Here is a 22,053-nt window from a genome sequence, read left to right as displayed (position 1 = left end):
GAATCTCCCGTGACGAGGAAGCGTGCCGTGAGCGAGCAGAACGCCGTGCCAGTGGACCCCGCCGACGACCTTCCGGAGCAGATGAAGGTCCGCCGGGAGAAGCGGGACCGGATGCTCGCCGAGGGCGTCGAGCCCTATCCGGTCGGCTTCCCCCGGACCACCACCCTGGCCGAGATCCGGGAGCGCTACGCCGACCTGGAGACGGACACCGCCACCGGCGACGAGGTCTCGGTCACCGGCCGGGTGATCTTCGTACGCAACACCGGGAAGCTCTGCTTCGCGACCCTGCGCGACGGCGACGGCACCGAGTTGCAGGCCATGCTCTCCCTCGACCGGGTCGGCCCGGAGCGGCTGGAGGCCTGGAAGCGCCTGGTCGACCTGGGTGACCACGTCGGCGTGACCGGCGAGGTGATCACCAGCCGCCGGGGCGAGTTGTCCGTTCTGGCGCAGCGGTGGGAGATGACCGCCAAGGCGTTGCGACCGTTGCCGGTGGCGCACAAGCCGCTCTCCGAGGAGGCCCGGGTCCGGCAGCGCTACGTGGACCTGATCGTCCGCCCGCAGGCCCGGCAGATGGTCCGTACCCGCGCGGCGGCGGTGCGGAGCTTGCGCGATTCACTGCACGGTCAGGGTTTCATCGAGGTGGAAACTCCGATGCTGCAACTCCTGCACGGCGGTGCGGCGGCCCGACCGTTCGTGACCCACAGCAATGCGTTGAGCACCGATCTGTATCTGCGAATCGCGCCGGAACTGTTTTTGAAGCGCGCCGTCGTAGGTGGTGTGGACCGCGTCTTCGAGATCAACCGCAACTTCCGTAATGAGGGTGTCGACTCTTCGCACTCGCCGGAGTTCGCGATGCTGGAGACCTACCAGGCGTACGGCGACTACGACACGATGGCCGAGTTGACCCGCAATCTCGTGCAACAGGCCGCCATCGCGGTCGGCGGCTCGACGGTGGTGACCCACGCCGACGGGCGGGAGTTCGACCTGGGCGGCGAGTGGCGATCGGTGACCCTGTTCGGGGTCCTTTCCGAGGCGCTCGGCGAGGAGGTCACGGTCCGCACCGAACGCTCCCGGCTGGTCGAGTACGCGGACAAGGTGGGATTGGCCGTGGACCCGAAGTGGGGCCCGGGCAAGCTCGCCGAGGAACTGTTCGAGGAACTGGTCGTCCCCGGCCTGCAGGCGCCCACCTTCGTGCGCGACTACCCGGAGGAGACCAGCCCGCTGACCCGGGCGCACCGCAGCGAGCCGGGGCTGGCCGAGAAGTGGGACCTCTACGTGCTCGGCTTCGAGCTGGGCACCGCGTACTCCGAGCTGGTCGACCCCGTGGTGCAGCGGGAACGGCTGGTGGCCCAGGCGCAGCTCGCGGCCCGGGGCGATGACGAGGCGATGCGTCTCGACGAGGACTTTCTCCGGGCCATGGAGTACGGAATGCCGCCGGCCGGGGGTATGGGAATGGGAATCGACCGGCTGTTGATGGCCCTGACCGGCCTCGGAATTCGGGAAACGATCCTCTTCCCGTTGGTCCGCCCGGAGTAGTCGTCCGCCGACTCCCTGCGAGTCGTAACGGCATCCTATTGACGAGGCGAGCAGCGCGCGGGTTATTGTGCTCTCATTAGCAGGAGCGCCCTGCTCGAAAGGAATGTGGGACGTGGCCAAGCAGATCATTCACAAGCTGGTCGATGACCTGGACGGCGGGGACGCGGACGAGACCGTCAAGTTCGCGCTCGACGGCGTTCAGTACGAGATCGACCTGTCCGGCGCCAACGCCGCGAAATTGCGCGACGTATTCGCGCCGTACGTCGGGGCCGGCACCAAGGTGGGTCGCGGTGGCGTGGTGATCGGTGGGCGGGCCGCCCGCGGTCGCGGTGGCGCCACCGCCGACCGGGAGCAGAACAGGGCGATCCGGGAGTGGGCCAAGAAGGCCGGCAAGGACATCTCGGACCGCGGTCGTATTCCGCAGGAGATCGTCGACGAGTACCACGCCAAGCGCTGATCCCCTCAGCTGACCGGTGGCGGCGGCCACCGCAGGGCGACACCGACGCCGGGCCGGAGCTTCCTCCGGGCCGGCGTCGCCGTCTTCGTGCCCCGTCGGGCCGGCGTCGGCGGTCCGGCCGGCGTCGGCGGTCCGGCCGGCTGCGGCGGCCCGGTCGGAGGCGGGAATGTCGGACGGCCCGACCGACGTTGTCCACAGGCGGTGGAGAAGTTTTCCACAACCTGTGGATGACCGTCCCAGACCCCCGCCGGGCCCATTCGAGGGCGGCGGAGGGCTTCCGCATGGTCGACCGGATTTCGCTCTACGCGTAGCGACAGGGGTACCGGAACACCTCCTGAGCGCGGACGGTTGTGCAAAACGACGTGGAACCGACCCGGACCGGAGAGACACGACCTCAGCTGAGTCGGTCAGCGACGATAGAGTAAGGAGGCACGGACGCCCGTCCCGGACGTTCGTGCACCGGCCCCGCCAAGATCTTGACCATCAAGGCGCACGGCACGTGAGGAGCACGAGGGCATGTTCGAGCGGTTCACCGACCGAGCGCGACGGGTTGTCGTCCTGGCCCAAGAAGAGGCCCGGATGCTCAACCACAACTACATCGGTACGGAGCACATCCTGCTGGGCCTCATCCACGAGGGTGAGGGTGTCGCCGCCAAGGCTCTGGAGAGCCTCGGCATCTCCCTGGAGGGCGTGCGCCAGCAGGTCGAGGAGATCATCGGCCAGGGCCAGCAGGCGCCGAGCGGGCACATCCCGTTCACGCCGCGGGCCAAGAAGGTGCTGGAGCTGTCGCTGCGCGAGGCGCTGCAGCTCGGCCACAACTACATCGGCACGGAGCACATCCTGCTCGGGCTGATCCGCGAGGGTGAGGGCGTCGCCGCCCAGGTGCTGGTCAAGCTCGGCGCCGACCTCAACCGGGTCCGCCAGCAGGTGATCCAGCTCCTCTCCGGCTACCAGGGCAAGGAGCCCGCCGCGGCGGGTGCCGCGCCGGGTGAGGCCGCGCCGTCGACCAGCCTGGTGCTGGACCAGTTCGGCCGTAACCTGACCCAGGCCGCCCGCGAGGGCAAGCTCGACCCGGTCATCGGGCGCGAGAAGGAAATCGAGCGGGTCATGCAGGTGCTCTCCCGCCGTACCAAGAACAACCCGGTCCTGATCGGTGAGCCCGGCGTCGGTAAGACCGCCGTGGTGGAGGGGCTGTCCCAGAAGATCATCAAGGGCGAGGTGCCCGAGACTCTGAAGGACAAGCAGCTCTACACGCTCGACCTCGGTGCGCTGGTCGCGGGCTCCCGCTACCGCGGTGACTTCGAGGAGCGCCTCAAGAAGGTGCTCAAGGAGATCCGCACCCGGGGCGACATCATCCTGTTCATCGACGAGATCCACACCCTGGTGGGTGCGGGTGCCGCCGAGGGCGCGATCGACGCCGCCAGCATCCTCAAGCCGATGCTGGCCCGTGGTGAGCTCCAGACCATCGGCGCCACCACGCTCGACGAGTACCGCAAGCACCTGGAGAAGGACGCCGCGCTCGAGCGTCGTTTCCAGCCGATCCAGGTGGGTGAGCCGTCGCTGGCGCACACCATCGAGATCCTCAAGGGCCTGCGGGACCGTTACGAGGCGCACCACCGGGTCAGCATCACGGACGCCGCCCTGGTGGCTGCCGCGACGCTCGCCGACCGGTACATCTCGGACCGCTTCCTGCCGGACAAGGCGATCGACCTGATCGACGAGGCCGGTGCCCGGATGCGTATCCGTCGGATGACCGCGCCGCCAGACCTGCGTGACTTCGACGAGCGCATCGCCCAGGTGCGCCGCGACAAGGAGTCCGCGATCGACGCGCAGGACTTCGAGCGCGCCGCCCAGCTGCGTGACAAGGAGAAGCAGCTCCTCGGTCAGAAGGCGCAGCGGGAGAAGGAGTGGAAGGCCGGTGACCTGGACGTCGTCAGCGAGGTCGACGACGAGCAGATCGCCGAGGTGCTCGGCAACTGGACCGGCATCCCGGTCTACAAGCTGACCGAGGAGGAGACCTCGCGCCTGCTGCGCATGGAGGACGAGCTGCACAAGCGCGTCATCGGCCAGGAGGACGCGGTCAAGGCGGTCTCGAAGGCGATCCGGCGTACCCGGGCCGGCCTGAAAGACCCGAAGCGGCCGTCCGGCTCGTTCATCTTCGCCGGTCCGTCCGGTGTCGGTAAGACCGAGCTGTCCAAGGCGCTCGCCGAGTTCCTCTTCGGCAGCGAGGACGCCCTCATCCAGCTGGACATGTCCGAGTTCCACGACCGGTACACGGTGTCCCGCCTCGTGGGTGCCCCTCCCGGTTACGTCGGTTACGACGAGGGCGGGCAGCTGACCGAGAAGGTGCGTCGTCGTCCGTTCTCGGTGGTCCTCTTCGACGAGATCGAGAAGGCCCACCCGGACGTGTTCAACACGCTCCTGCAGATCCTCGAGGACGGTCGGCTCACCGACGGTCAGGGCCGGATCGTGGACTTCAAGAACACGGTCATCATCCTGACCACCAACCTGGGCACCCGCGACGTGGCCAAGGCGGTGTCGCTGGGCTTCCAGGCGTCGGAGGACTCCGAGTCCAACTACGACCGGATGAAGCAGAAGGTCAACGACGAGCTCAAGCAGCACTTCCGGCCTGAGTTCCTCAACCGGATCGACGACACCATCGTCTTCCACCAGCTGCGCCAGACCGAGATCCTCTCGATCGTGGACATCATGATCCAGCGGATCGAGACGCAGCTGCGCAACAAGGACATGGGTCTGGAGCTGACCGACAACGCCAAGAAGTACCTGGCCGCGAAGGGCTTCGACCCGGTGCTCGGTGCCCGTCCGCTGCGTCGCACGATCCAGCGCGACATCGAGGACAACCTCTCCGAGCGGATCCTGTTCAACGAGCTGACCCCCGGTCAGATCGTCGTGGTGGACTGCGAGGGCGACCCGAACGACATCGACAAGTCCAAGCTCGTCTTCCGGGGCGCGGAGAAGCCTGTCGAGGTTCCGGACGCCGTTCCGGCCGACCTCGGTGGCACCGCCGCCGGCACCGCGGCAGCGGCGACGGACGAGGTGGCATAACCAGCAGCACAAGGGGCGGGGCTCCGGCGGCGCAAGCCACCGGGGCCCCGCCTCTTTCTGCGCACCCGCCCAGCGGCTGCGCCCGCCGTCCCGGCGCTGCCTGCCCAGGGGTGGGGCGTTCGGCGGTCCTGCGTGCCTGCCCGGGGGTGCCGTCCGGTGGTCCGGCGCTGCCGGTTCCGGGAGTGGCGTCCGGTGGTCCGGCGCTGCCGGTTCCGGGAGTGGCGTCCGGTGGTCCGGCGTGCCTGTCCAGCCGTGCGCCAAACGCCACGCCTGCGCTGCCTCAGCGGCGTATCCCCCGATCCCTATCCCGCAACATCAGGGAAACTGCTGCCTCCCGGCGGTCGGAGGCAGCAGTTTCCCTGATGTTGTGCGGCGGTCCGGCCGGGAACGCTGGCAAGATCGCGCAGCATCCTGGATGTAGTGGCATCCGGCGCGTCCGAGACCACTACATCCAGGATCGAGCGTGATCTAGCGCCGAGCGCCGAGCGCCGAGCCCCGAACGCGTGGGCGCAGAGCGCGTGGCCGCCCAAAGACCCGGCGGGTCAGTGGGTGAGGTCGGCGGTGGGGGTGGCCGGGCCGTCGCCGGCCAGCCGGAACGAGTCGGCGCCGACGGGTTCCACCAGGCCGTCCTGTACCAGGCCGGCCAGGGCGCGGGCGCGCTGTACGTCGTCGGTCCACACCTGGTCGAGTCGCTGGTGCGGGACCGGGCCGGTGCTTTCCCGGAGCACGCCGAGCAGCAGTCCACGTACCTGCCGGTCGGTGCCCGCGTACCGCTGCGGTCGGCGGGTCGGGCCGGTCGGCGGCTCCTGCCCGGAGGCCCGCCAGGCGCAGACCGACTCGACCGGGCAGGCCGTGCAGCGCGGCGTACGGGCCGTGCAGAGCACCGCCCCCAACTCCATGAACGCGGCGCTGGCCAGCGCCGCGGCCGCCGGCTCCGGGGGCAGCAGCTCCTCGGTGGCGACCAGGTCGGCGGGGCGGGTGACGGGTCCGGCGTCCGGCTCACCGGCCACGGCGCGACAGACCACCCGTCGTACGTTGGTGTCGACCACCGGGTGCCGCTGCCCGAACGCGAACGCCGCCACCGCACGCGCGGTGTACGTGCCCACGCCGGGCAGCGCCAGTAGCTGCTCCAGCCGGTCGGGCACCTGGCCGCCGTGCCGGTCCACGATGGCCAACGCGCACTCCCGCAGCCGGACGGCGCGGCGGGGATAGCCGAGACGCCCCCACATGCGGATCGCCTCGGCCGGGGTGTCGGCCGCCAGGGCCGCCGGGTCGGGCCAGCGGTCCAGCCAGGCGTGCCAGGCCGGCACCACCCGGACCACCGGCGTCTGCTGGAGCATGACCTCGCTGACCAGGATGGCCCACGGGCTCACGTCGGGTCCCCGCCACGGCAGGTCACGGGCGTGCTGCTGGAACCATCGGCTGATCAGCGCGGCGAAATCGGGTTGAGTCATGGCGTCGTCGATGATGTCACGCGGTCCGGTCCCGCTGGTTGGGCGGCTCGGGCGGGGTGTGGTGGCGGCGGTGGCCGGATCGGGCAGAATGCGCGGATGAACGAGCTCGCGATCACCGTCATCGGCCGGGACCGGCCGGGCATCGTGGCCGACGTCGCCGAGGTGCTGGCCCGGCTGGGCGCGAACCTCACCGACAGCACGATGACGCGGCTGCGGGGGCATTTCGCGATGACCCTCATCTGCACCGGCCCGGCCGCCTCCGAGGTGGAGGCGGCGTTGGCGCCGCTCGCGGCCGAGGGGCAACTGCTGGCGACCGTACGCGCGGTGACGCCGGACGGTGCGGTGACGCCGGCCGGCGAGCCGTACGTGCTGGCGGTGCACGGGTCGGACCGGATGGGCATCGTGGCGGCGATGACCCGGGTGCTGGTGGACGCCGGTGGCAACGTCACCGACCTGAGCACGCGGTTGGCCGGTTCACTCTACGTGGTGTTGGCCGAGGTCGAGCTGCCGGCGGGGGTCGTCGAGTCGCTGACCGAACGGTTGCACCGGACGGCCACCGAGGTGGGGGTCGAGGTCACCCTCCGGCCGGCAGACCCGGATCTGCTGTGAGCGACGGGCGGGGCGAGGCGTACGCCGGTCTGGGGGACTGGACGCCGGATTCGCTGGCGGTGGTGGGTGAGGTACGGGCCGTCGTGTCCGCCCCGCACCCGGTGCTGAGCCGGGCCGGCGGCGATGTCGATCCCACCGCCGAGGAGACCGTCCGGCTGGCCGCCGACCTGGTCGCCACGATGCGGGTGTCGCCGGGCTGTGTGGGTCTGGCGGCGCCGCAGGTCGGCGTGGGCGCCCGGGTCTTCGCTGTCGACGTGACCGGTCATCCGAAGGCGGTCACCGTGCACGGCACGTTCGTGCTGTGCAATGCCCGGGTGGTCGAGGCGACCCGGTGGAAGCCGGGCCGGGAGGGGTGCATGTCGGTGCCGGACCTGACCGGCGACGTGAAGCGGGCGAGTCGGCTCGTGGTGGAGGGTGACCTGCCGGGCACGGGCGCGGCGGTCCGGTTGGTGACGGACGGTTTCGAGGCGCGGGCGTTGCAGCACGAGATCGACCACTGCGAGGGGCTGCTCTTCCTGGACCGGGTGGCCGGCGCGCACGCGGTCTACCAGCGCAAGGTCTATCTCTGAGCGGGTGGCCGTCAGTCCTCAGTGGACGGCTGACGCGCTGCCCCGCTGACGCTCCGGCGCGTCGTGACCCGTCGGTGGGTGCGGCGCGACTACGGTGGGGGGCATCATGCGTCTGACGGTCGGCCCCCTGCCACCCGCCGTGTACTGGCGGCGTCGCGCCGTCGTATTCGGAGCGGGGCTTCTTTTCCTGATTGTCCTGCTCTACTCCTGCACCGGCTCGAATCGCTCCGGCGGTCAACCGCGGGCCGGGGCGACGTCGACCCCCACTTCGACGGCGAGCCCGGGAGCGGTGGGGCCGGTCCTGACCCCGCAGTCGGGGGCCCCGCCAGCGTCCGGGTCCGCGGAACCGAATGCCACCGAGTCCGGCGGTCCGGATGCCACGGGTACGAACGACACGAATCCGGGGTCCGGGGCCACCACCGACGACCCCCCGCCGGGTTCGGCCGCGGGCTCGGTCGACGACGGCACCTGCACCGACGCGGAGATCAGCGTGACGTCGGTGGCGCGGCCCACCTCGGTGCAGCGCGGCGCGGTGGTCGACCTGCAACTGAAGATCAAGAACACCTCGGACCGGACGTGCAGCCGTAACGTCGGTGCCGACCTCCAGGAGATCTTCGTCAAGGCCGGTGCCGAGAAGGTGTGGTCGTCCGACACCTGCGGCAAGGTCCAGGGCTCGGACGTGCAGTCGTTCACACCCGGGTTCGAGCGCTCCTACACCGTCGGCTGGAACGGGCGGGACACCAGCCGGTGCGATGGCGCGGGGTTGGCGGCGGGGCCGTTCGCGCCGGCGGGGACGTACCAGGTGTTCGCCCGGGTCGGCACCAAGTACAGCGCGCCCGCGAAGATCACCATCACCGGCTGAGTCGGCCCTTCACGCCGCCGGGGCGGCGGCGGATCAGACGTACCGCTCGAGGATGGAAGCCTCGGCGAGCCGGGACAGGCCCTCGCGGACGCCGCGGGCCCGGGCGTCGCCCACGCCCTCGACGGCCTGCAGGTCCTCCACTGTCGCGCCCAGCAGCCGCTGGAGGCTGCCGAAGTGCAGCACCAGGCGGTCGACCACGGCCACCGGCAGGCGCGGAACCTTGGCCAGCAGCCGGAAGCCACGCGGGCTGACGGCGGCGTCCAGCGCGTCCGACGCGGACGGGTAGCCGATCGCCTTGGCGACCGACACCAGGTCGATCAGCTCGGTGGCACCCAGCAGATCCAGCTCCACCAGCGCCTCGTCGAGCGTGCGGGACTTACGGCCGACGGGCAGGTAGTCCCGGATGACGAGGGTGCGGTCGGCGTCGACGCCGGCCATCAGCTCGTCGAGTTGGAGAGCGAGCAGCCGACCGTCGGTGCCCAGCTCCACGACGTAGCCGGCGATCTCGTCGGCGATCCGGCGGACCATCTCCAGTCGCTGCACCACCGCCACCGCGTCCCGCACGGTGACCAGGTCTTCGATCTCGAGCGCGGAGAGCGTGCCGGAGACCTCGTCCAGCCGGAGCTTGTAGCGCTCGAGGGTGGCCAGCGCCTGGTTGGCCCGGGAGAGGATCGCCGCCGAGTCGTCCAGGACGTGTCGCTGACCGTTGACGTAGAGGCTGATGATCCGCATCGACTGGCTGACCGAGATCACCGGGTAGCCGGTCTGCCGGGCGACCCGCTCGGCGGTGCGGTGCCGGGTGCCCGACTCCTCCGTCGGAATGGACGGATCGGGCATCAGGTGCACGGCCGCCCGGACGATGCGGGTGCCGTCGCTGGACAGCACCACGGCGCCGTCCATCTTGCACAGCTCCCGGACCCGGGTTGCGGAGAACTCGACGTCCAGCGGGAAGCCGCCGGTGCAGAGCCCCTCGACCACCTTGTCGTAGCCGAGCACGATGAGCGCGCCGGTGCGGCCCCGCAGGATGCGCTCCAGACCGTCGCGGAGCGCGGTGCCGGGTGCCATCAGGGCGAGATTCGCCCGCAGCGGATCGCCGGCGCCCCCGGCAGCGGCGGTTACGCTCACGCTGATCGGGCGGGCCGGCGAGCCCACGGCGCCGGTGCGGGCCTGGGGCGGCGCTCCGGCAGGCTTGGTGGTATCGCGGTCGATCGGCACGGGCACAGTCTACGGACTGCCGTGCGGTGGGTGCTGTCGTGGTTACTGTGATGTGTCACGATGCCGCCCTTCGAACCGTTTCCACTTGCGCCGATGCTGTCCGTTATCGCCGTTGGCGTCGGCACGCTGAGTCACTCGGCGGACGCGCGAGCCGCGTGTTGCAGGGCCGAGCGCACGTCAGTGACCTCCGTCACCCGCATCTGGTCGGGCCCGGCGCCGGTGCTGGCCGGGCCACAACCCGGCGGCACCAGTGCCACCTTGAACCCGAGGCGGGCGGCCTCGGCCAGCCGTCGCGGCACCGCCCCGACCCGGCGCACCTCGCCGGTCAGCCCCACCTCGCCGATCGCCACGAGATGCGGCGCGATCGCCAGGTTGAGCCCACCCGAGGCGACCGCCAGCGCGACGGCCAGGTCGGCCGCCGGCTCCACCACCCGGATGCCGCCCACGGTGGCCGCGAAGACCTCCCGGTCGTGCAGGGTCAACCGCTCGGTACGCCGTTGCAGGACGGCGAGCACCATGGCCAGGCGGGCCGAGTCCAGGCCCGAGACCGTCCGGCGGGGCGAGCCGGCAACCGTCGCACCGATCAGCGCCTGCACCTCGGTGACCAGAGCCCGTCGCCCCTCCATCGCCACCGTCACGCAGGTGCCGGGCACGGGTTCGGAGTAGCGGGTGAGGAAGAGCCCGGACGGGTCGGCCAGACTGCTGATGCCGCCCTCGTGCATCTCGAAGCAGCCCACCTCGTCGGCGGCCCCGAACCGGTTCTTGACGCCGCGTACCAGCCGCAGCGAGGAGTGCTTGTCGCCCTCGAAGTGCAGCACCACGTCGACCAGGTGCTCCAGCACGCGGGGCCCGGCGACCTGGCCGTCCTTGGTGACGTGCCCGACCAGCACGGTGGCGATGCCCCGCTCCTTGGCGACCGACACCAGCGCGGCGGTGACCGCGCGTACCTGGGTCACGCCGCCCGGCACCCCCTCGGTGCCGGTGGTCGAGATGGTCTGCACCGAGTCGAGGACCAGCAGGCCCGGCTTGACCGCGTCGAGGTGCCCGAGCACCGCCGCCAGGTCGCTCTCGGCCGCCAGGTAGAGCTGGTCGTGCAGGGTGCCCATCCGCTCGGCGCGCAGCCGGACCTGACTGACTGACTCTTCCCCGCTGACGACCAGGGACGGGCTGCCGGCGCCCACCGCCCACTGCTGCGCCACGTCGAGCAGGAGGGTCGACTTGCCCACGCCGGGCTCGCCGGCGAGCAGCACGACCGCCCCGGGCACCAGGCCGCCACCGAGCACCCGGTCCAGTTCGCTCACGCCGGTCGGCCGGGCGCGGGCCGGGGCGGCGCTGATGGTGGCGATCGGTCGGGCCGGTTCGGCCGGCATCCGCGAGCTGACCACCCGACCGGAGACGGTCGGCCCGGTCAGCGTCGACTCCACCACCGAACCCCACTCGCCGCACTCCGGGCAGCGACCCACCCACTTGGGCGGCTGGTGCCCGCAGGCGTCGCACTCGTACGCCGGGCGTGGCTCTCGGGTGGCGGACCGGGCACGGGGTGCACCGGCCGCGCCGCCACGGCCGGAGGTCGATCGGGAGGTGGTCACATCAGGACGCTAGCCCTCTCGTACGACGAAAACACCCCGGCGTGGTGGTTCCCACGCCGGGGTGTTCGCGGTACTCAGGATCGGCTCACTCGTGGGTGGTGCCGCCCTCGTCGCCCTCGTGGCCGCCCTCGCGCTCGATGATCGGCGACGCGGGGGCCGCCGGGGTGAGCGGCACCGCGATCGGCGCCGGGCCGGTGACCGTGTTGCCGTTGCCGAAGTCGAAGGTCACCATGACGTTCTGGCCGGAACGCAGCGCCTCGGTCAGACCGACGAGCCGCAGCTGCGAGGTGGCCTCCGAGTTGAGCTGGAGGTAGCTCAGCGGGGCCAGCTCGATGCGGGCGGGCTGACCCGGCGCGGCCGGGCTGGCGGAACCGGAGGCCCGCGCCGACTCCGGGGCGGACGGGGTCGCCGACGACGAGCCGGTCTCGGACGGGGTCGCCGACGGGCTGGCCGAGCCGGACTCGCGGGTCGACGGGCTGGCCGAACCCGACGGGGTCGCGGACGCCGACTCCGAGGCCGACTCCGACGGCGTCGGGCTGGCCGAGCCACCCGAGATCAGCACCTCGCGGGCGCTCTGGGTGGTGACGGTGACCGTCACGGTGCTCTTCGAGTCGTTGTAGATCACCGCGTTGAGCGGGGCGTCCTGACCGGCCCGGTATCCCTCGGTGCCGGGGTAGGCCACCAGCAGGCCCCGCACCGAGTAGGCGCCGTTGGGGGTCGTGAGGTTGACGCCCTGGACCGACGGCTCCTTCTCGGCGGTCTCGGCGACCTGACCGGCGCCGCAGCCTGAGGCAAGCAGGCTGGTGGCCGCCGCGATCCCGGACAGCAGCAGGGCTGCCCGCCGGGATCCCCTGATCGAGCGCGTCACGTCGGTCCTCCTCGTTACGATCCCCACCCGGGCGCACGCCGGGCGAGGTGGCCATACCCGCGCAGACCGCGCTCCAGGGTAGTTGGAGCTGATCGAGGCCCGCACGGGGACCCGGCAATGCCACCCGCCGGGGTGCCCTCACACCACCCGACCGCTCGCCACCAGCAGCGCGACGTCGATGAGCGCCACCAGCATCACCGCCCGGAAGGCAGCCACCGGCCGCCGGCCCGCCCGGGCCGCCGAGCGCCCGGCGTACCAGCTCAGCGCTGGCACTACCGCGGCCGTGCCGACCGCCGCGAGCCCGAGGATCGACGGCGGCCCGGGCGGTCCCAGCACCAGGACGGCGGTCGCGGCGAGTAGCAGTCCGGCCGCGGCGGCCCGGCTGCCCGCCGCGCCGAGGCGGTGCGGCAGGCCGCGTACGCCGGTGCGGGCGTCGTCGGCGAGATCGGGCAGCACGTTGGCGAAGTGCGCGCCGGCCCCGAGGCAGGCCGCCGCCGTCAGCAGCCAGAGCGGCGGGGTCGGCTCGCCGGGCAGCGCCAGCACGATGAAGCCCGGCAGCGCGCCGAAGGAGACGGCGTACGGCACCACCGAGAGCACGGTGGCCTTGAGCGGCCAGTCGTAGAGCAGCGCGGAGACCAGGGCGACCGTGAGCCAGAGGGCCGCCCGGGGGTTCGTGGTCAGCGCCAGCAGCGGGCAGGCCAGCGCGGCCACCGCCGCGGCCCAGGCCGTGCCGCGCCGGCCCACCGCGCCGGCGGCGACCGGTTTGTCGGTACGCCCCACCGTGGCGTCCCGCTCGGCGTCCAGCGCGTCGTTGGTCCAGCCCACCGCGAGCTGGCTGGCGAGCACCGCGAGCACCACCGAGGCAATTCCCGTCGGTGGGTGCCCCACTCCCCAGGCCAGCAGACCGGACACTGTGGTCACCGCGGCGGCCGGTTCCGGATGGCTCGCCCTGACCAGCCCTAACACCCTCGACGACATAAGGGAAGTCTGGTCGTTACCGAGCAGTCGTGCCACGCTCGGAGCCATGCGAGACGTGGCGTCGACCGCTCAGCGGGTGCTGCCGCGCAACGACCCGCGCCAGTACGACGACCTGGCCGGCGAGTGGTGGCGACCCGACGGCGCGTTCGCGATGCTGCACTGGCTGGCCGAGGCCCGCGCGGCACTCGTACCGCCGGCGAGGAGTCCGGGCGCGGTCCTGGTCGATCTGGGCTGCGGCGCCGGGCTGCTCGCGCCGCACCTGGCCGGCAAGGGCTACCGGCACGTCGGGGTGGACCTGACCCGGTCGGCGCTGGTCCAGGCCGCCGGGCACGGCGTACGCGTGGTGCAGGGCGATGCCACGGCGGTGCCGCTGCCCGATGGGTGCGCCGACGTGGTCTCCGCCGGTGAACTGCTCGAACATGTGCCGGACTGGCCGCGCGCGGTGGCCGAGGCGTGTCGCCTGCTGCGCCCCGGCGGGCTGCTGGTGCTGGACACGCTCAACGACACGGCGCTGGCTCGGCTGGTCGCGGTGCGGATCGCCGAACGGCTGCCGACCGTGCCGCGCGGCATCCACGATCCACGGTTGTTCGTGGACGCCCGGGCGCTGGTGGCCGAGTGCGCCCGGCACGGTGTCGAGCTGCGCCTGCGTGGGATACGGCCGCAGGTCGGCGGGTTGCTCGCCTGGCTGGTGCGGCGGGCCCGCGGGGCCCGGACGCCCGGTACGCCGTCGACCGGCCGCGCGCCGCGCATCGTGCCGACCCGGTCCACCGCCGTGCTCTACCAGGGCCGGGGGGTCCGCAGAGGATAGTCGGCTCGTGGCGGGGTATGGGACGCCGAGGAGGGAGCGATATGACGGTGCACGCGCTTGCGGCGGCCCGCCGATTGACGCCGCGGTTCGCCGCGCGGGCGGCCGAGCACGACCGGGACGGCTCCTTCCCGGCCGACGACTTCCGGGACCTGCGGGAGGCCGGCCTGTTCGGGCTGATGGTCCCGCGCGAACTCGGTGGCCTCGGGGCGAGCTTCGCGGAGTACACCGCGGTCGCCACCGAGCTGGCCCGGGGCAACGGCGCGACGGCGCTGGTGTTCAACATGCACGCCTCGGTGACCGGCGCGCTGGGCGCGGTCACCGAGGAGTTGGCCGAGGCGCTGGGCGTGTCGGAGGAGGCGCTGGCCGCCCGGGACCGGCTGCTCATCGCCGCCGCCCAGGGCGCCTGGTACGGCGTGGCGATGAGCGAGCGGGGCACCGGCGCCCGGCTGTCGCAGTTGAGCACCGTCTACCAGCCGACCGACGACGGTTGGCACCTCAAGGGCAGCAAGACCTTCTGCTCCGGGGCCGGGCACGCCGACGGCTACCTGGTGGCCGCGCGCAGCTCCACCGACCAGTCGGTGGTGTCGCAGTTCCTGGTGCCGGCCGGTGCCGGTCTGAGTGTCGAGCCGACCTGGGACGCCCTCGGCATGCGCGCCACCTCGTCGCACGACCTGCACCTGGACGTCACCGTGCCGGGCGACCGCCTGCTCGGCGGGGTCGAGGGACTGGCGCTCGTGATCGCCCAACTCATGCCGCACTGGCTGGTGGCCAGCTACGCGGCCGTCTACGTGGGGGTGGCCCGGGCGGCCATCGACGCGGCGGCCGAGCATCTCAACGCCCGTAACCTGGCCGGCCTGCCGGCGGTGCGCTCGCGGCTGGGCCGGGCCGACGCGGCGACGGCGGCGGCCGAGCTGGCGGTGGCCGAGGCGGCCCGCCGGGTCGACGACGCGCCGGGTGACGCGGAGACCAACCGCTGGGTGTGGCGGGCGAAGCTGCTGGCCGGGACGACCGCCGCCGAGGTGGCGGCGTCGATGCTGGAGGCGGCGGGCACGTCGGCGACCCGGCGTGGCCATCCGTTGGAACGGCTCTACCGGGATGCCCGGTGCGGCTCACTGCACCCGGCGACCTCGGACGTCTGCGCGGACTGGCTGGGCATCGCCGCGCTGGGCGGGGACCCGGACCGCGACGGATCGGTACCGCGTTGGTGAGCCGGTGTCGCGGTACGCGCACGGTGCAGGGGCCGGCCGAGCCGGCCGGTGGGACGGCCAGGGGGAGGACAGCGTCTGACGAGAGGTGGGGATCGTGTCCGTACCAGTGATCGCGGGGCTCGGGACAGCACAGCCGCCGGCCGCTTCGCAGGACGAGTTGTGGGAGGGCTTCTTCTCCCGGCACTTCACCGGCAGCACCCGGGCGTTGGCGGAGCGGATCTTCGCGAACTCGGGGGTGACCCGACGACAGGCCGCGGTCAACCCGTTGCTCGAGGACGTCTCGGACTGGCCGACCGAGCGCCGGATGCGTCGGTACCAGGTGGAGGCGCTGCCGCTGGGCAAGGAGGCGGTGGGGCGCGCGTTGACCGCTGCCGGTCTGGACGCCGGCGACGTCGGGATGTTCATCGTCTGTTCCTGCACCGGGTACGCCACCCCGGGGCTGGACATCCTGCTCGCGCGCGACCTGGGCATGGCGGCGGACACCCAGCGCATGTTCGTCGGCCACATGGGCTGCTACGCGGCGCTGCCCGGGCTGGGCGCGGCGAGTGACTTCGTCACCGCCCGGGGGCGGCCGGCGTTGCTGCTCTGCGCGGAGCTGACCAGCCTGCACATCCAGCCGTCCACGGCCCGGGTCGACACCCAGCAGATCATCTCGCACGCGCTCTTCTCGGACGCCGCCGTCGCCGCCGTGGTGGTGCCCGGCGGCCGGGGGTACGCGCTGCGCGAGGTCGCCTCGGTCACCGACACCTCGACGGCCGACCACATGACCTGGGACGTCACCGACGCCGGGTTCCGGATGGGGCTGTCGTCGAAGGTCCCGCAGGTGCTGTCCCGGCACGTACGCGGTCTGGTCGACGACCTGTTGGCCCGGCACGGCGGCACCGTCTCCGAGGTGGACGGTTGGGCCGTGCACCCGGGTGGGCCACGGATCCTCAACGTGGTGGAGCGGGAGTTGGCCCTGCCGCCGCAGGCGTTGGCCGCGTCCCGGGCGACGCTCGACGAGCACGGCAACTGCTCGTCGCCGACGGTGCTGTTGATCCTGGACCGGCTGGCTCGTTCGACGCCGTCGCCCCGGCGGGTGGTCATGCTGGCGTTCGGTCCGGGCCTCACCCTGTACGCGGTCCTGCTCGATCGACAGGATTAAACGAATACGAGCCGGCCGGTATCCTCCTGTCATGGACAGGGCGGCGGACGACCGGGCGCGGTCGGTGGTGCTGATCGGTACGGCCCTGGCCGCGCTGGCGGTCGGCGGCTGGTGGTGGCATGCCGCCGCACCCGCCCCGGTGGCCGGGCCGGTGAGCCCGCCCGCCAGCACGCCCAGCGTCAGCACCGAACTGGATCGCGTCCTGGCCCGTCTCGAGCCCGAGGCGCGGGTGACGGTGCGGATCGACTCGGAGACGGGCGAGGCCGTCCGGGTGGACAGCGATCCGCGGACAGCCACCGACCCGGAGCGGGGCGCGGTCGCCGACCTCGACGCCGACGTGGGGGTTCTCGTCCCCGGAAGCGACCTGCCCTCGTTCCGCGGCACCATCTGGCGGGAGGAGCGGGAACTGGCACCCGGCGAGGAGCGGACCCGGCAGGCGTCCGACGACGGCTCGCGCTTTCTGCTCCAGTACCGGTGCACCCGACCGGGCGCGCTGGCGGTGACGAGCACCGGGGCCGAAATCGCCGGCCCACCGCGCATCGACTGTGACGGCACGCTCGCCTCCGCCCGGGTGTTGCCCGGCGGCGGACCGTTCCGGGTGTCGCTGTCGGCCGTCGGCGACCAGCCGATCGACGTGGCGGCGCAGCTCGTCGCGCTGCCCCCGTCGTAAGGGCGGCCCGCTCAGCGGGCCAGGGCGGTCAGGTCGTCCTGGTACGCGTCGACCGGCCCGACACCGGGCAGCACCCGGGTCACCACGCCGGTGCGGTCGACCAGCAGCGCGTTCGCAGCGCCCGGGCCCAGGAACGAGCGCAGACCGCCGGCGGGGTCCGCCAGCGCACGGACGCCGGCGACCGGCGGTGCGGTTGCGACGGCTCGGCCTTCGGTCACGGTGACCACCGTGACGCCGACGGGTGCCGCCGTCACGGCCTCGACGACGACGTCGGGGCAGCCGCAGTCGTCCACCAGGATGATCATGGCGGGCAGCAGGCCGCGCAGCGGCACGGGCGCCTGCTCGGCGTCGACCAGGTCCAGCGCGGGCAGCGCCTGGCCGGTCAGGGACACCGGTGGCGGGGAGGGCGCCGGAGTCGGTCGGTCGGTGCTCCGGCCGGCGCGGGGCCAGGTCACGGCGAGCAGGCCGGTCAGGGTGGTGAGCACCGCCACCAGCAGGACGAGCAGCGGCAGCGCGAGCACCCGGCGCGCGGGCTGCCGGCCGTTGGCCCGGCGTAGCTCACGGCGCACCTGGGCGGCCTCGCCGGCGAGGGCGGAGGCATCGTCGGGGATGACGATGCGGCCCCACTCGGGCGGTAGGTCGGGCAGGCCGTCGGGTGGCCCGTGGCCCTCTGCGTCCGGCTTGCCCATCGGACCCCCCAGGAAGCGTCTCGAGAGCGGAGTGTGGCTCGGACTCCAGGGTCCCGCACCGGGGGCACCTCCCGCTACATCTGGGCGCGGTCCCGCACGCCGGGATACCATGGGAGGAGCGCATAGCCCTTGATCTCGACGTTCTGTTCACCCGTATCGGGAAGTCATCCGATCGTCACGGAGCGTGTTCGAACCATCGGTTTGACCGCCTGTCAAGCTGAAGAAAGACCTCTCACAGGGCCCCTGAGCTGCGCCAACGGTCAGGACATCGGTGAGACATCGTTGCCTGAGCGTGTTACCCTAGACACAGCGAAAGGGGTTTCGAACCTATGGTTTTCAGTGTCGGCGAGACCGTTGTTTACCCCCACCACGGGGCCGCACTCATCGAGGCAATCGAGACTCGGGTCATCAAGGGCGAGCCTAAGCAATATCTCGTCCTGAGGGTCGCGCAGGGTGACCTGACGGTCCGGGTGCCGGCTGAGAATGCCGAGATCGTGGGCGTTCGTGAGGTGGTCGGCGAAGAGGGCCTCGGTAAGGTCTTCGACGTTCTCCGGGCTCCGCACACCGAGGAGCCGACCAACTGGTCGCGGCGTTACAAGGCCAACCTGGAAAAGTTGGCCTCCGGCAACCCATTGAAGGTCGCCGAGGTCGTGCGTGACCTCTGGCGTCGTGAGCGGGAGCGGGGCCTGTCCGCAGGCGAGAAGCGGATGCTGGCCAAGGCCCGCGACATTCTCGTCGGCGAGGTCGCGCTGGCTGAGAAGAGCACCAAGGACGAGGCGGAGACGCTGCTCGACAAGGTCCTCACCGAGGCCTAGTCCGCACAGCATCGTCGTACCCACTTCGTAGCGAAGAAACCACCGAGGACCGCGACGTGACCGCGCAGCTCAACCCGCGCGGTGACGTCGCGGTCCTCGTGCCTGCGGCCGGTGCCGGCGTACGTCTCGGTCCCGGCCGACCCAAGGCGCTGCGCCTGCTCGCCGGCGAACCGCTGCTGGTGCACGCCGTGCGCCGGCTCGCCGCCGCCGCGTCGGTCCACACGATCGTGGTGGCCGCGCCCGCGGCCGAGGTGACGGGCGTCCGTGCGCTGCTGGCCCCGGTGGCGCCGGTGACCGTGGTGGCCGGTGGCGCCGAGCGTCAGGCGTCGGTCGCCGCCGCGCTCGCGGCCGTGCCGGAAGGCCCGACGATCATCCTGGTGCACGACGCCGCCCGCGCGCTGACCCCACCCGAACTGGTCGAGTCGGTCGCCGCCGCGGTCCGGGGCGGCCAGCCGGCGGTGATCCCGGTCCTGCCGGTCGTCGACACGATCAAGGAGGTCGACGCCGACGAGGTGGTGTTGGGCACCGTCGACCGGTCCGCCCTGCGTGCGGTGCAGACCCCGCAGGGCTTCCGCCGGTCCGTACTGGCCGCCGCGCACGCCGCCGCGGGAGATCCGCTCACCGACGATGCCGGCCTGGTCGAGAAGCAGGGCGTGGCGGTGGCCTGTGTGCCCGGTTCGGAGTACGCGCTGAAGATCACCCGTCCGTTCGACCTGGCCCTGGCGGAGCACCTGCTCGCCGCCGCCGACTGACGCGCCGGCACCTTCGGCGCGGGCGGGACCGTGAGGTCGGTTACGCGTACGCTCGGATCATGATCGTTCCTCGGGTGGCCATCGGCACCGACGTGCATGCGTTCGAGCCCGGCCGACCCTGCTGGGTGGCCGGCCTGCTCTGGCCGGACCAGGATGGTCTCGCCGGGCATTCGGACGCCGACGTCGTCGCACACGCCGCCTGCAACGCGCTGCTCTCCGCCGCCGGTCTCGGTGATCTCGGCTCCGCGTTCGGGGTGGACCAGCCGGAGTGGGCCGGGGCGTCCGGCGTGGCGTTGCTGACCGAGACGGCCCGCCGGGTACGCGCTGCCGGCCTGGCGATCGGCAACGTGTCGGTGCAGGTCATCGGCAACCGGCCCAAGATCGGCCGCCGTCGGGAGGAGGCGCAGCGGGTGCTCTCCGAGGCCGTCGGCGCACCCGTGACCGTCTCCGCCGCGACCACCGACGGGCTCGGTTTCGCCGGCCGCGAGGAGGGTCTGGCGGGCGTCGCCGTGGCGCTGGTGTACGACGCCCCGGCCGCCTAGGCTCGCCGCGATGTCCACCGATCCCGCCCCCGACCGGTTCGCCGCCGACGGTTACCTCGAACGCGCGCAACTCCTCGCCGAGTTGGGCCGCCACGACGAGGCCGCCGGCGAGTTGACCGAGGGGCTCGCGCTGAAGCCCGCCGACCCGGAAGCCCTCACCATGCTGGCCCGGGTGCAGCTCGCCGCCGACCGGCCGGTCGACGCGCTCACCGCCGCCGATTCGGCCGTGGCGGCCGCACCGGACGCCCTGCCGGCGCTCGTCGTACGGGCGATGGCTCTGGTCGACCTGGGTCGGTACGACGAAGCGGCCGCCACCGCCGACCGGCTGCTGGCGCTCGGGCCGGCCGACGCGTACGCCCAGCGCAGCGCGGCGGCGATCCTGGCTGACGCGCGCAACGGCCAGCCGGCGCTGAACGCGGCCTGGCGCGGGGTCGAGCTGGCTCCCCAGGAGCCGCAGGCGCATCTGGTGCTCAGCCTGGTCGCGGCTCGGCTGGAGTTGTTCGACCTGGCCGAGCGGGCCTACCGGGAGGCGCTGCGGCTCGACCCCCGCCTCGCCGAGGTCGGGCACGACGTGGGCGTGCTGCGTCTGGAGCAGCGCCGCTGGTCGGCGGCGCTGGAGCAGATGGCCGAGGCGGTGACGTTCGGTCCGAGCCGGATCGACTCCCCACGCACGCTCGTGGACGGCCTGCACCGGCTGGTGCACTACGGCGCGGGCTGGTCGCTGGTCGCCGCGGTGGTGGTGGCGTTCGCGGCGTCGACGAGCGGCGGGTTCTCCCGGGTCCTGGCGGTGCTCGCCGCCCTGACCGGCGGTGTCCTGGTCTGGCAGCTCGCGGCACGGCTGCCCGGGTTCACCCGGACCGTCCTGCCCACCATGCTGCACGCCGACCGGACGATGGCCCTGGCGGTCTACGCGGTGGCGGCCGCTCCGCTGCTGCTGCTGGTGTACGCGGTGGTCGGCTCACCGTGGCCGCTGGTGCTCGCCATCGTCACCACGGTGGTAGCCGAGTTCGCCGCCCTCAGAAGAACGGTTTTCCGCTAGGGGCGGCGCGCCCACGTCCAGGCGTACGCGTCGTCCTCGCAGGCGGGTGCCGCGTCGCAGAGGTCGAGGGGGCGGAAGGTGTCGACCATGACGGCCAACTCGTCGAAGTAGTCCGCGCCGATGGAGCGTTCGGCGGCGCCCGGCTGGGGGCCGTGGGTGAACCCGGAGGGGTGCAGCGAGATCGAGCCCTGCTCGATGCCGGAGCCGCGCCGGGCCTCGTAGTTGCCGCCGGTGTAGAAGAGCATCTCGTCGGAGTCGACGTTGTGGTGGTTGTACGGCACCGGGATCGACTGCGGGTGGTAGTCGACCTTGCGGGGCACGAAGGAGCAAATGACGAAGTTGGGCCCCTGGAAGGTCTGGTGCACCGGCGGGGGCTGGTGGATGCGGCCGGTGATCGGCTCGAAGTCGTGGATGGAGAACGCCCACGGGTAGAGGTGTCCGTCCCAGCCCACCACGTCGAACGGATGGTTCGCGTAGACGTACCTCGTCCAGCCGCGCCGGTGTCTCACCAGCACCTCGACCTCCTCGCCGTCCACGAGCAGGGGTGTGTCCGGGCCGCGGACGTCGCGCTCGCAGTACGGCGAGTGCTCCAGGAACTGCCCGCGTACGGAGAGGTAGCGCTTGGGCGGGCCGATGTGCCCGGACGCTTCGACGGTGAGCAGGCGTACCGGCTGGTCGCCGGTGGGAACGAGGCGGTGGATGGTCGAGGTGGGGATGACCACGTAGTCGCCGGCGACCGCGTCCAGCTCCCCGAACGGCGACTCGACCCGCAGGGTGCCCGCCTCGACGTAGAGGCAGTGGTCGCCGGTGGCGTCGCGGAACAGCGGGGAGGGCCGGTCGGCGAGCACGTAGCCGATGCGGACGTCGTCGTTGGCGAGCAGGTACTGCCGGCCGAGGATCGGGTCGGCGGCGCCGGCGTCGAGCTTGTGGGTGCGCAGGTGGCGGGGCTTGAGCGGCAGGTTCGGCGTCCGGGTGAAGGCGGGCGGGGTGAACTCGTCGGCGGCCAGGATCGCGGTGGGTGCGTGCCGGTGGTAGAGCAGGGAGGAGTCGGAGGAGAAGCCCTCCTGGCCCATCAGCTCCTCGGCGTACAGGCTGCCGTCGGGCTGGCGGAACTGGGTGTGGCGCTTGCGCGGCACCTCGCCGACGCTGCGGTAGTACGGCATCTCGCCTCCCGATATATCTC

At 72.3% G+C, this 22,053-nt stretch carries 21 protein-coding genes; 14 read left to right on the top strand and 7 right to left on the bottom strand.

Translation table 11 applies throughout. The features are described from left to right. The first annotated feature begins 27 nt into the window (after positions 1-27). The 3 genes from lysS to ACN263_RS28200 all read left to right on the top strand — a co-directional run bounded on the left by lysS (position 28) and on the right by ACN263_RS28200 (position 5,059). On the top strand, positions 28-1,536 hold the full coding sequence (lysS, locus tag ACN263_RS28210; RefSeq protein WP_422737262.1) for a lysine--tRNA ligase: 1,509 nt from the start codon (positions 28-30) through the stop codon (positions 1,534-1,536). 112 nt (positions 1,537-1,648) lie between these two features. Then, complete coding sequence (locus ACN263_RS28205; RefSeq protein WP_422737261.1) at positions 1,649-1,993, top strand: histone-like nucleoid-structuring protein Lsr2; 345 nt, start codon at positions 1,649-1,651, stop codon at positions 1,991-1,993. A gap of 516 nt (positions 1,994-2,509) precedes the next feature. Continuing rightward, positions 2,510-5,059, top strand: a complete 2,550-nt coding sequence (locus ACN263_RS28200) for an ATP-dependent Clp protease ATP-binding subunit (protein ID WP_422737260.1) — start codon at positions 2,510-2,512, stop codon at positions 5,057-5,059. Positions 5,060-5,601: 542 nt separating this feature from the next. Here the strand turns inward: ACN263_RS28200 and ACN263_RS28195 are convergent. Beyond that, positions 5,602-6,513, bottom strand: coding sequence for an A/G-specific adenine glycosylase (locus tag ACN263_RS28195; RefSeq protein ID WP_422737259.1), 912 nt, complete (start codon positions 6,511-6,513; stop codon positions 5,602-5,604). Positions 6,514-6,609: 96 nt separating this feature from the next. On the opposite strand from ACN263_RS28195, the gene ACN263_RS28190 reads away from it, so the two are divergent. The 3 genes from ACN263_RS28190 to ACN263_RS28180 all read left to right on the top strand — a co-directional run bounded on the left by ACN263_RS28190 (position 6,610) and on the right by ACN263_RS28180 (position 8,553). Continuing rightward, positions 6,610-7,122 (top strand): glycine cleavage system protein R, encoded by a 513-nt coding sequence (locus ACN263_RS28190; protein WP_422737258.1) that lies wholly within the window; start codon positions 6,610-6,612, stop codon positions 7,120-7,122. Then, a complete protein-coding gene (locus ACN263_RS28185; RefSeq protein ID WP_422737257.1) occupies positions 7,119-7,691 on the top strand; it encodes a peptide deformylase in 573 nt (190 codons plus the stop codon). The genes ACN263_RS28190 and ACN263_RS28185 overlap by 4 nt, the downstream gene beginning before the upstream one ends. A 106-nt stretch (positions 7,692-7,797) precedes the next feature. Further along, on the top strand, positions 7,798-8,553 hold the full coding sequence (locus tag ACN263_RS28180; RefSeq protein WP_422737256.1) for a hypothetical protein: 756 nt from the start codon (positions 7,798-7,800) through the stop codon (positions 8,551-8,553). A 33-nt stretch (positions 8,554-8,586) separates the two neighbouring features. Here ACN263_RS28180 and disA read toward each other — a convergent pair whose 3' ends face one another. From disA to ACN263_RS28160, 4 genes are all read right to left on the bottom strand, one after another. Further along, positions 8,587-9,768 (bottom strand): DNA integrity scanning diadenylate cyclase DisA, encoded by a 1,182-nt coding sequence (gene disA, locus ACN263_RS28175; protein ID WP_422737255.1) that lies wholly within the window; start codon positions 9,766-9,768, stop codon positions 8,587-8,589. Between the two features lie 131 nt (positions 9,769-9,899). Then, positions 9,900-11,357 carry a DNA repair protein RadA gene (gene radA / locus ACN263_RS28170; protein ID WP_422737254.1) on the bottom strand — a complete coding sequence of 486 codons (1,458 nt, stop codon included), beginning with the start codon at positions 11,355-11,357 and terminating at the stop codon, positions 9,900-9,902. 85 nt (positions 11,358-11,442) lie between these two features. After that, positions 11,443-12,225 carry a hypothetical protein gene (locus ACN263_RS28165; protein ID WP_422737253.1) on the bottom strand — a complete coding sequence of 261 codons (783 nt, stop codon included), beginning with the start codon at positions 12,223-12,225 and terminating at the stop codon, positions 11,443-11,445. Positions 12,226-12,363: 138 nt separating this feature from the next. Then, entirely contained in the window at positions 12,364-13,203 is an 840-nt protein-coding gene (locus tag ACN263_RS28160) for a UbiA family prenyltransferase (RefSeq protein WP_422737252.1), read from the bottom strand. Positions 13,204-13,249: 46 nt separating this feature from the next. Here ACN263_RS28160 and ACN263_RS28155 point away from each other — a divergent pair, with 46 nt between their 5' ends. From ACN263_RS28155 to ACN263_RS28140, 4 genes are all read left to right on the top strand, one after another. After that, the gene (locus ACN263_RS28155; protein ID WP_422737251.1) at positions 13,250-14,011 is read left to right on the top strand and encodes a class I SAM-dependent methyltransferase; all 762 of its coding nucleotides are present in this window, start codon (positions 13,250-13,252) and stop codon (positions 14,009-14,011) included. A 41-nt stretch (positions 14,012-14,052) separates the two neighbouring features. Beyond that, positions 14,053-15,219, top strand: a complete 1,167-nt coding sequence (locus ACN263_RS28150) for an acyl-CoA dehydrogenase family protein (RefSeq protein WP_422737250.1) — start codon at positions 14,053-14,055, stop codon at positions 15,217-15,219. Positions 15,220-15,304: 85 nt separating this feature from the next. Next, a complete protein-coding gene (locus ACN263_RS28145) occupies positions 15,305-16,363 on the top strand; it encodes a type III polyketide synthase (protein WP_422737249.1) in 1,059 nt (352 codons plus the stop codon). A 31-nt stretch (positions 16,364-16,394) separates the two neighbouring features. Further along, positions 16,395-17,033 (top strand): hypothetical protein, encoded by a 639-nt coding sequence (locus ACN263_RS28140; RefSeq protein WP_422737248.1) that lies wholly within the window; start codon positions 16,395-16,397, stop codon positions 17,031-17,033. Between the two features lie 11 nt (positions 17,034-17,044). On the opposite strand, the gene ACN263_RS28135 is transcribed toward ACN263_RS28140, so the two are convergent. Beyond that, complete coding sequence (locus ACN263_RS28135; protein ID WP_422737247.1) at positions 17,045-17,722, bottom strand: hypothetical protein; 678 nt, start codon at positions 17,720-17,722, stop codon at positions 17,045-17,047. A 329-nt stretch (positions 17,723-18,051) separates the two neighbouring features. Between ACN263_RS28135 and ACN263_RS28130 the strand changes: the two genes are divergently transcribed. Genes ACN263_RS28130 through ACN263_RS28115 form a run of 4 tightly spaced genes read left to right on the top strand, consistent with a single transcriptional unit; the run spans position 18,052 to position 20,870 of the window. Beyond that, positions 18,052-18,537, top strand: coding sequence for a CarD family transcriptional regulator (locus ACN263_RS28130; protein ID WP_007073334.1), 486 nt, complete (start codon positions 18,052-18,054; stop codon positions 18,535-18,537). A 56-nt stretch (positions 18,538-18,593) separates the two neighbouring features. Continuing rightward, entirely contained in the window at positions 18,594-19,289 is a 696-nt protein-coding gene (ispD, locus tag ACN263_RS28125) for a 2-C-methyl-D-erythritol 4-phosphate cytidylyltransferase (RefSeq protein WP_422737246.1), read from the top strand. 56 nt (positions 19,290-19,345) lie between these two features. Further along, complete coding sequence (ispF, locus tag ACN263_RS28120) at positions 19,346-19,831, top strand: 2-C-methyl-D-erythritol 2,4-cyclodiphosphate synthase (RefSeq protein WP_422740848.1); 486 nt, start codon at positions 19,346-19,348, stop codon at positions 19,829-19,831. A 10-nt stretch (positions 19,832-19,841) separates the two neighbouring features. Continuing rightward, complete coding sequence (locus tag ACN263_RS28115) at positions 19,842-20,870, top strand: tetratricopeptide repeat protein (protein ID WP_422737245.1); 1,029 nt, start codon at positions 19,842-19,844, stop codon at positions 20,868-20,870. On the opposite strand, the gene ACN263_RS28110 is transcribed toward ACN263_RS28115, so the two are convergent. Continuing rightward, the gene (locus ACN263_RS28110; RefSeq protein ID WP_422737244.1) at positions 20,867-22,033 is read right to left on the bottom strand and encodes a homogentisate 1,2-dioxygenase; all 1,167 of its coding nucleotides are present in this window, start codon (positions 22,031-22,033) and stop codon (positions 20,867-20,869) included. The two genes, ACN263_RS28115 and ACN263_RS28110, sit on opposite strands and share 4 nt — an antisense overlap. Between the last annotated feature and the right edge of the window lie 20 nt (positions 22,034-22,053).

This window comes from Micromonospora sp. WMMD729 (genome assembly GCF_049315225.1).
Lineage (GTDB): Bacteria > Actinomycetota > Actinomycetes > Mycobacteriales > Micromonosporaceae > Micromonospora.
Note: the sequence above shows the minus strand (reverse complement) of the source record. Positions and strands in the feature narration are given on the sequence as shown.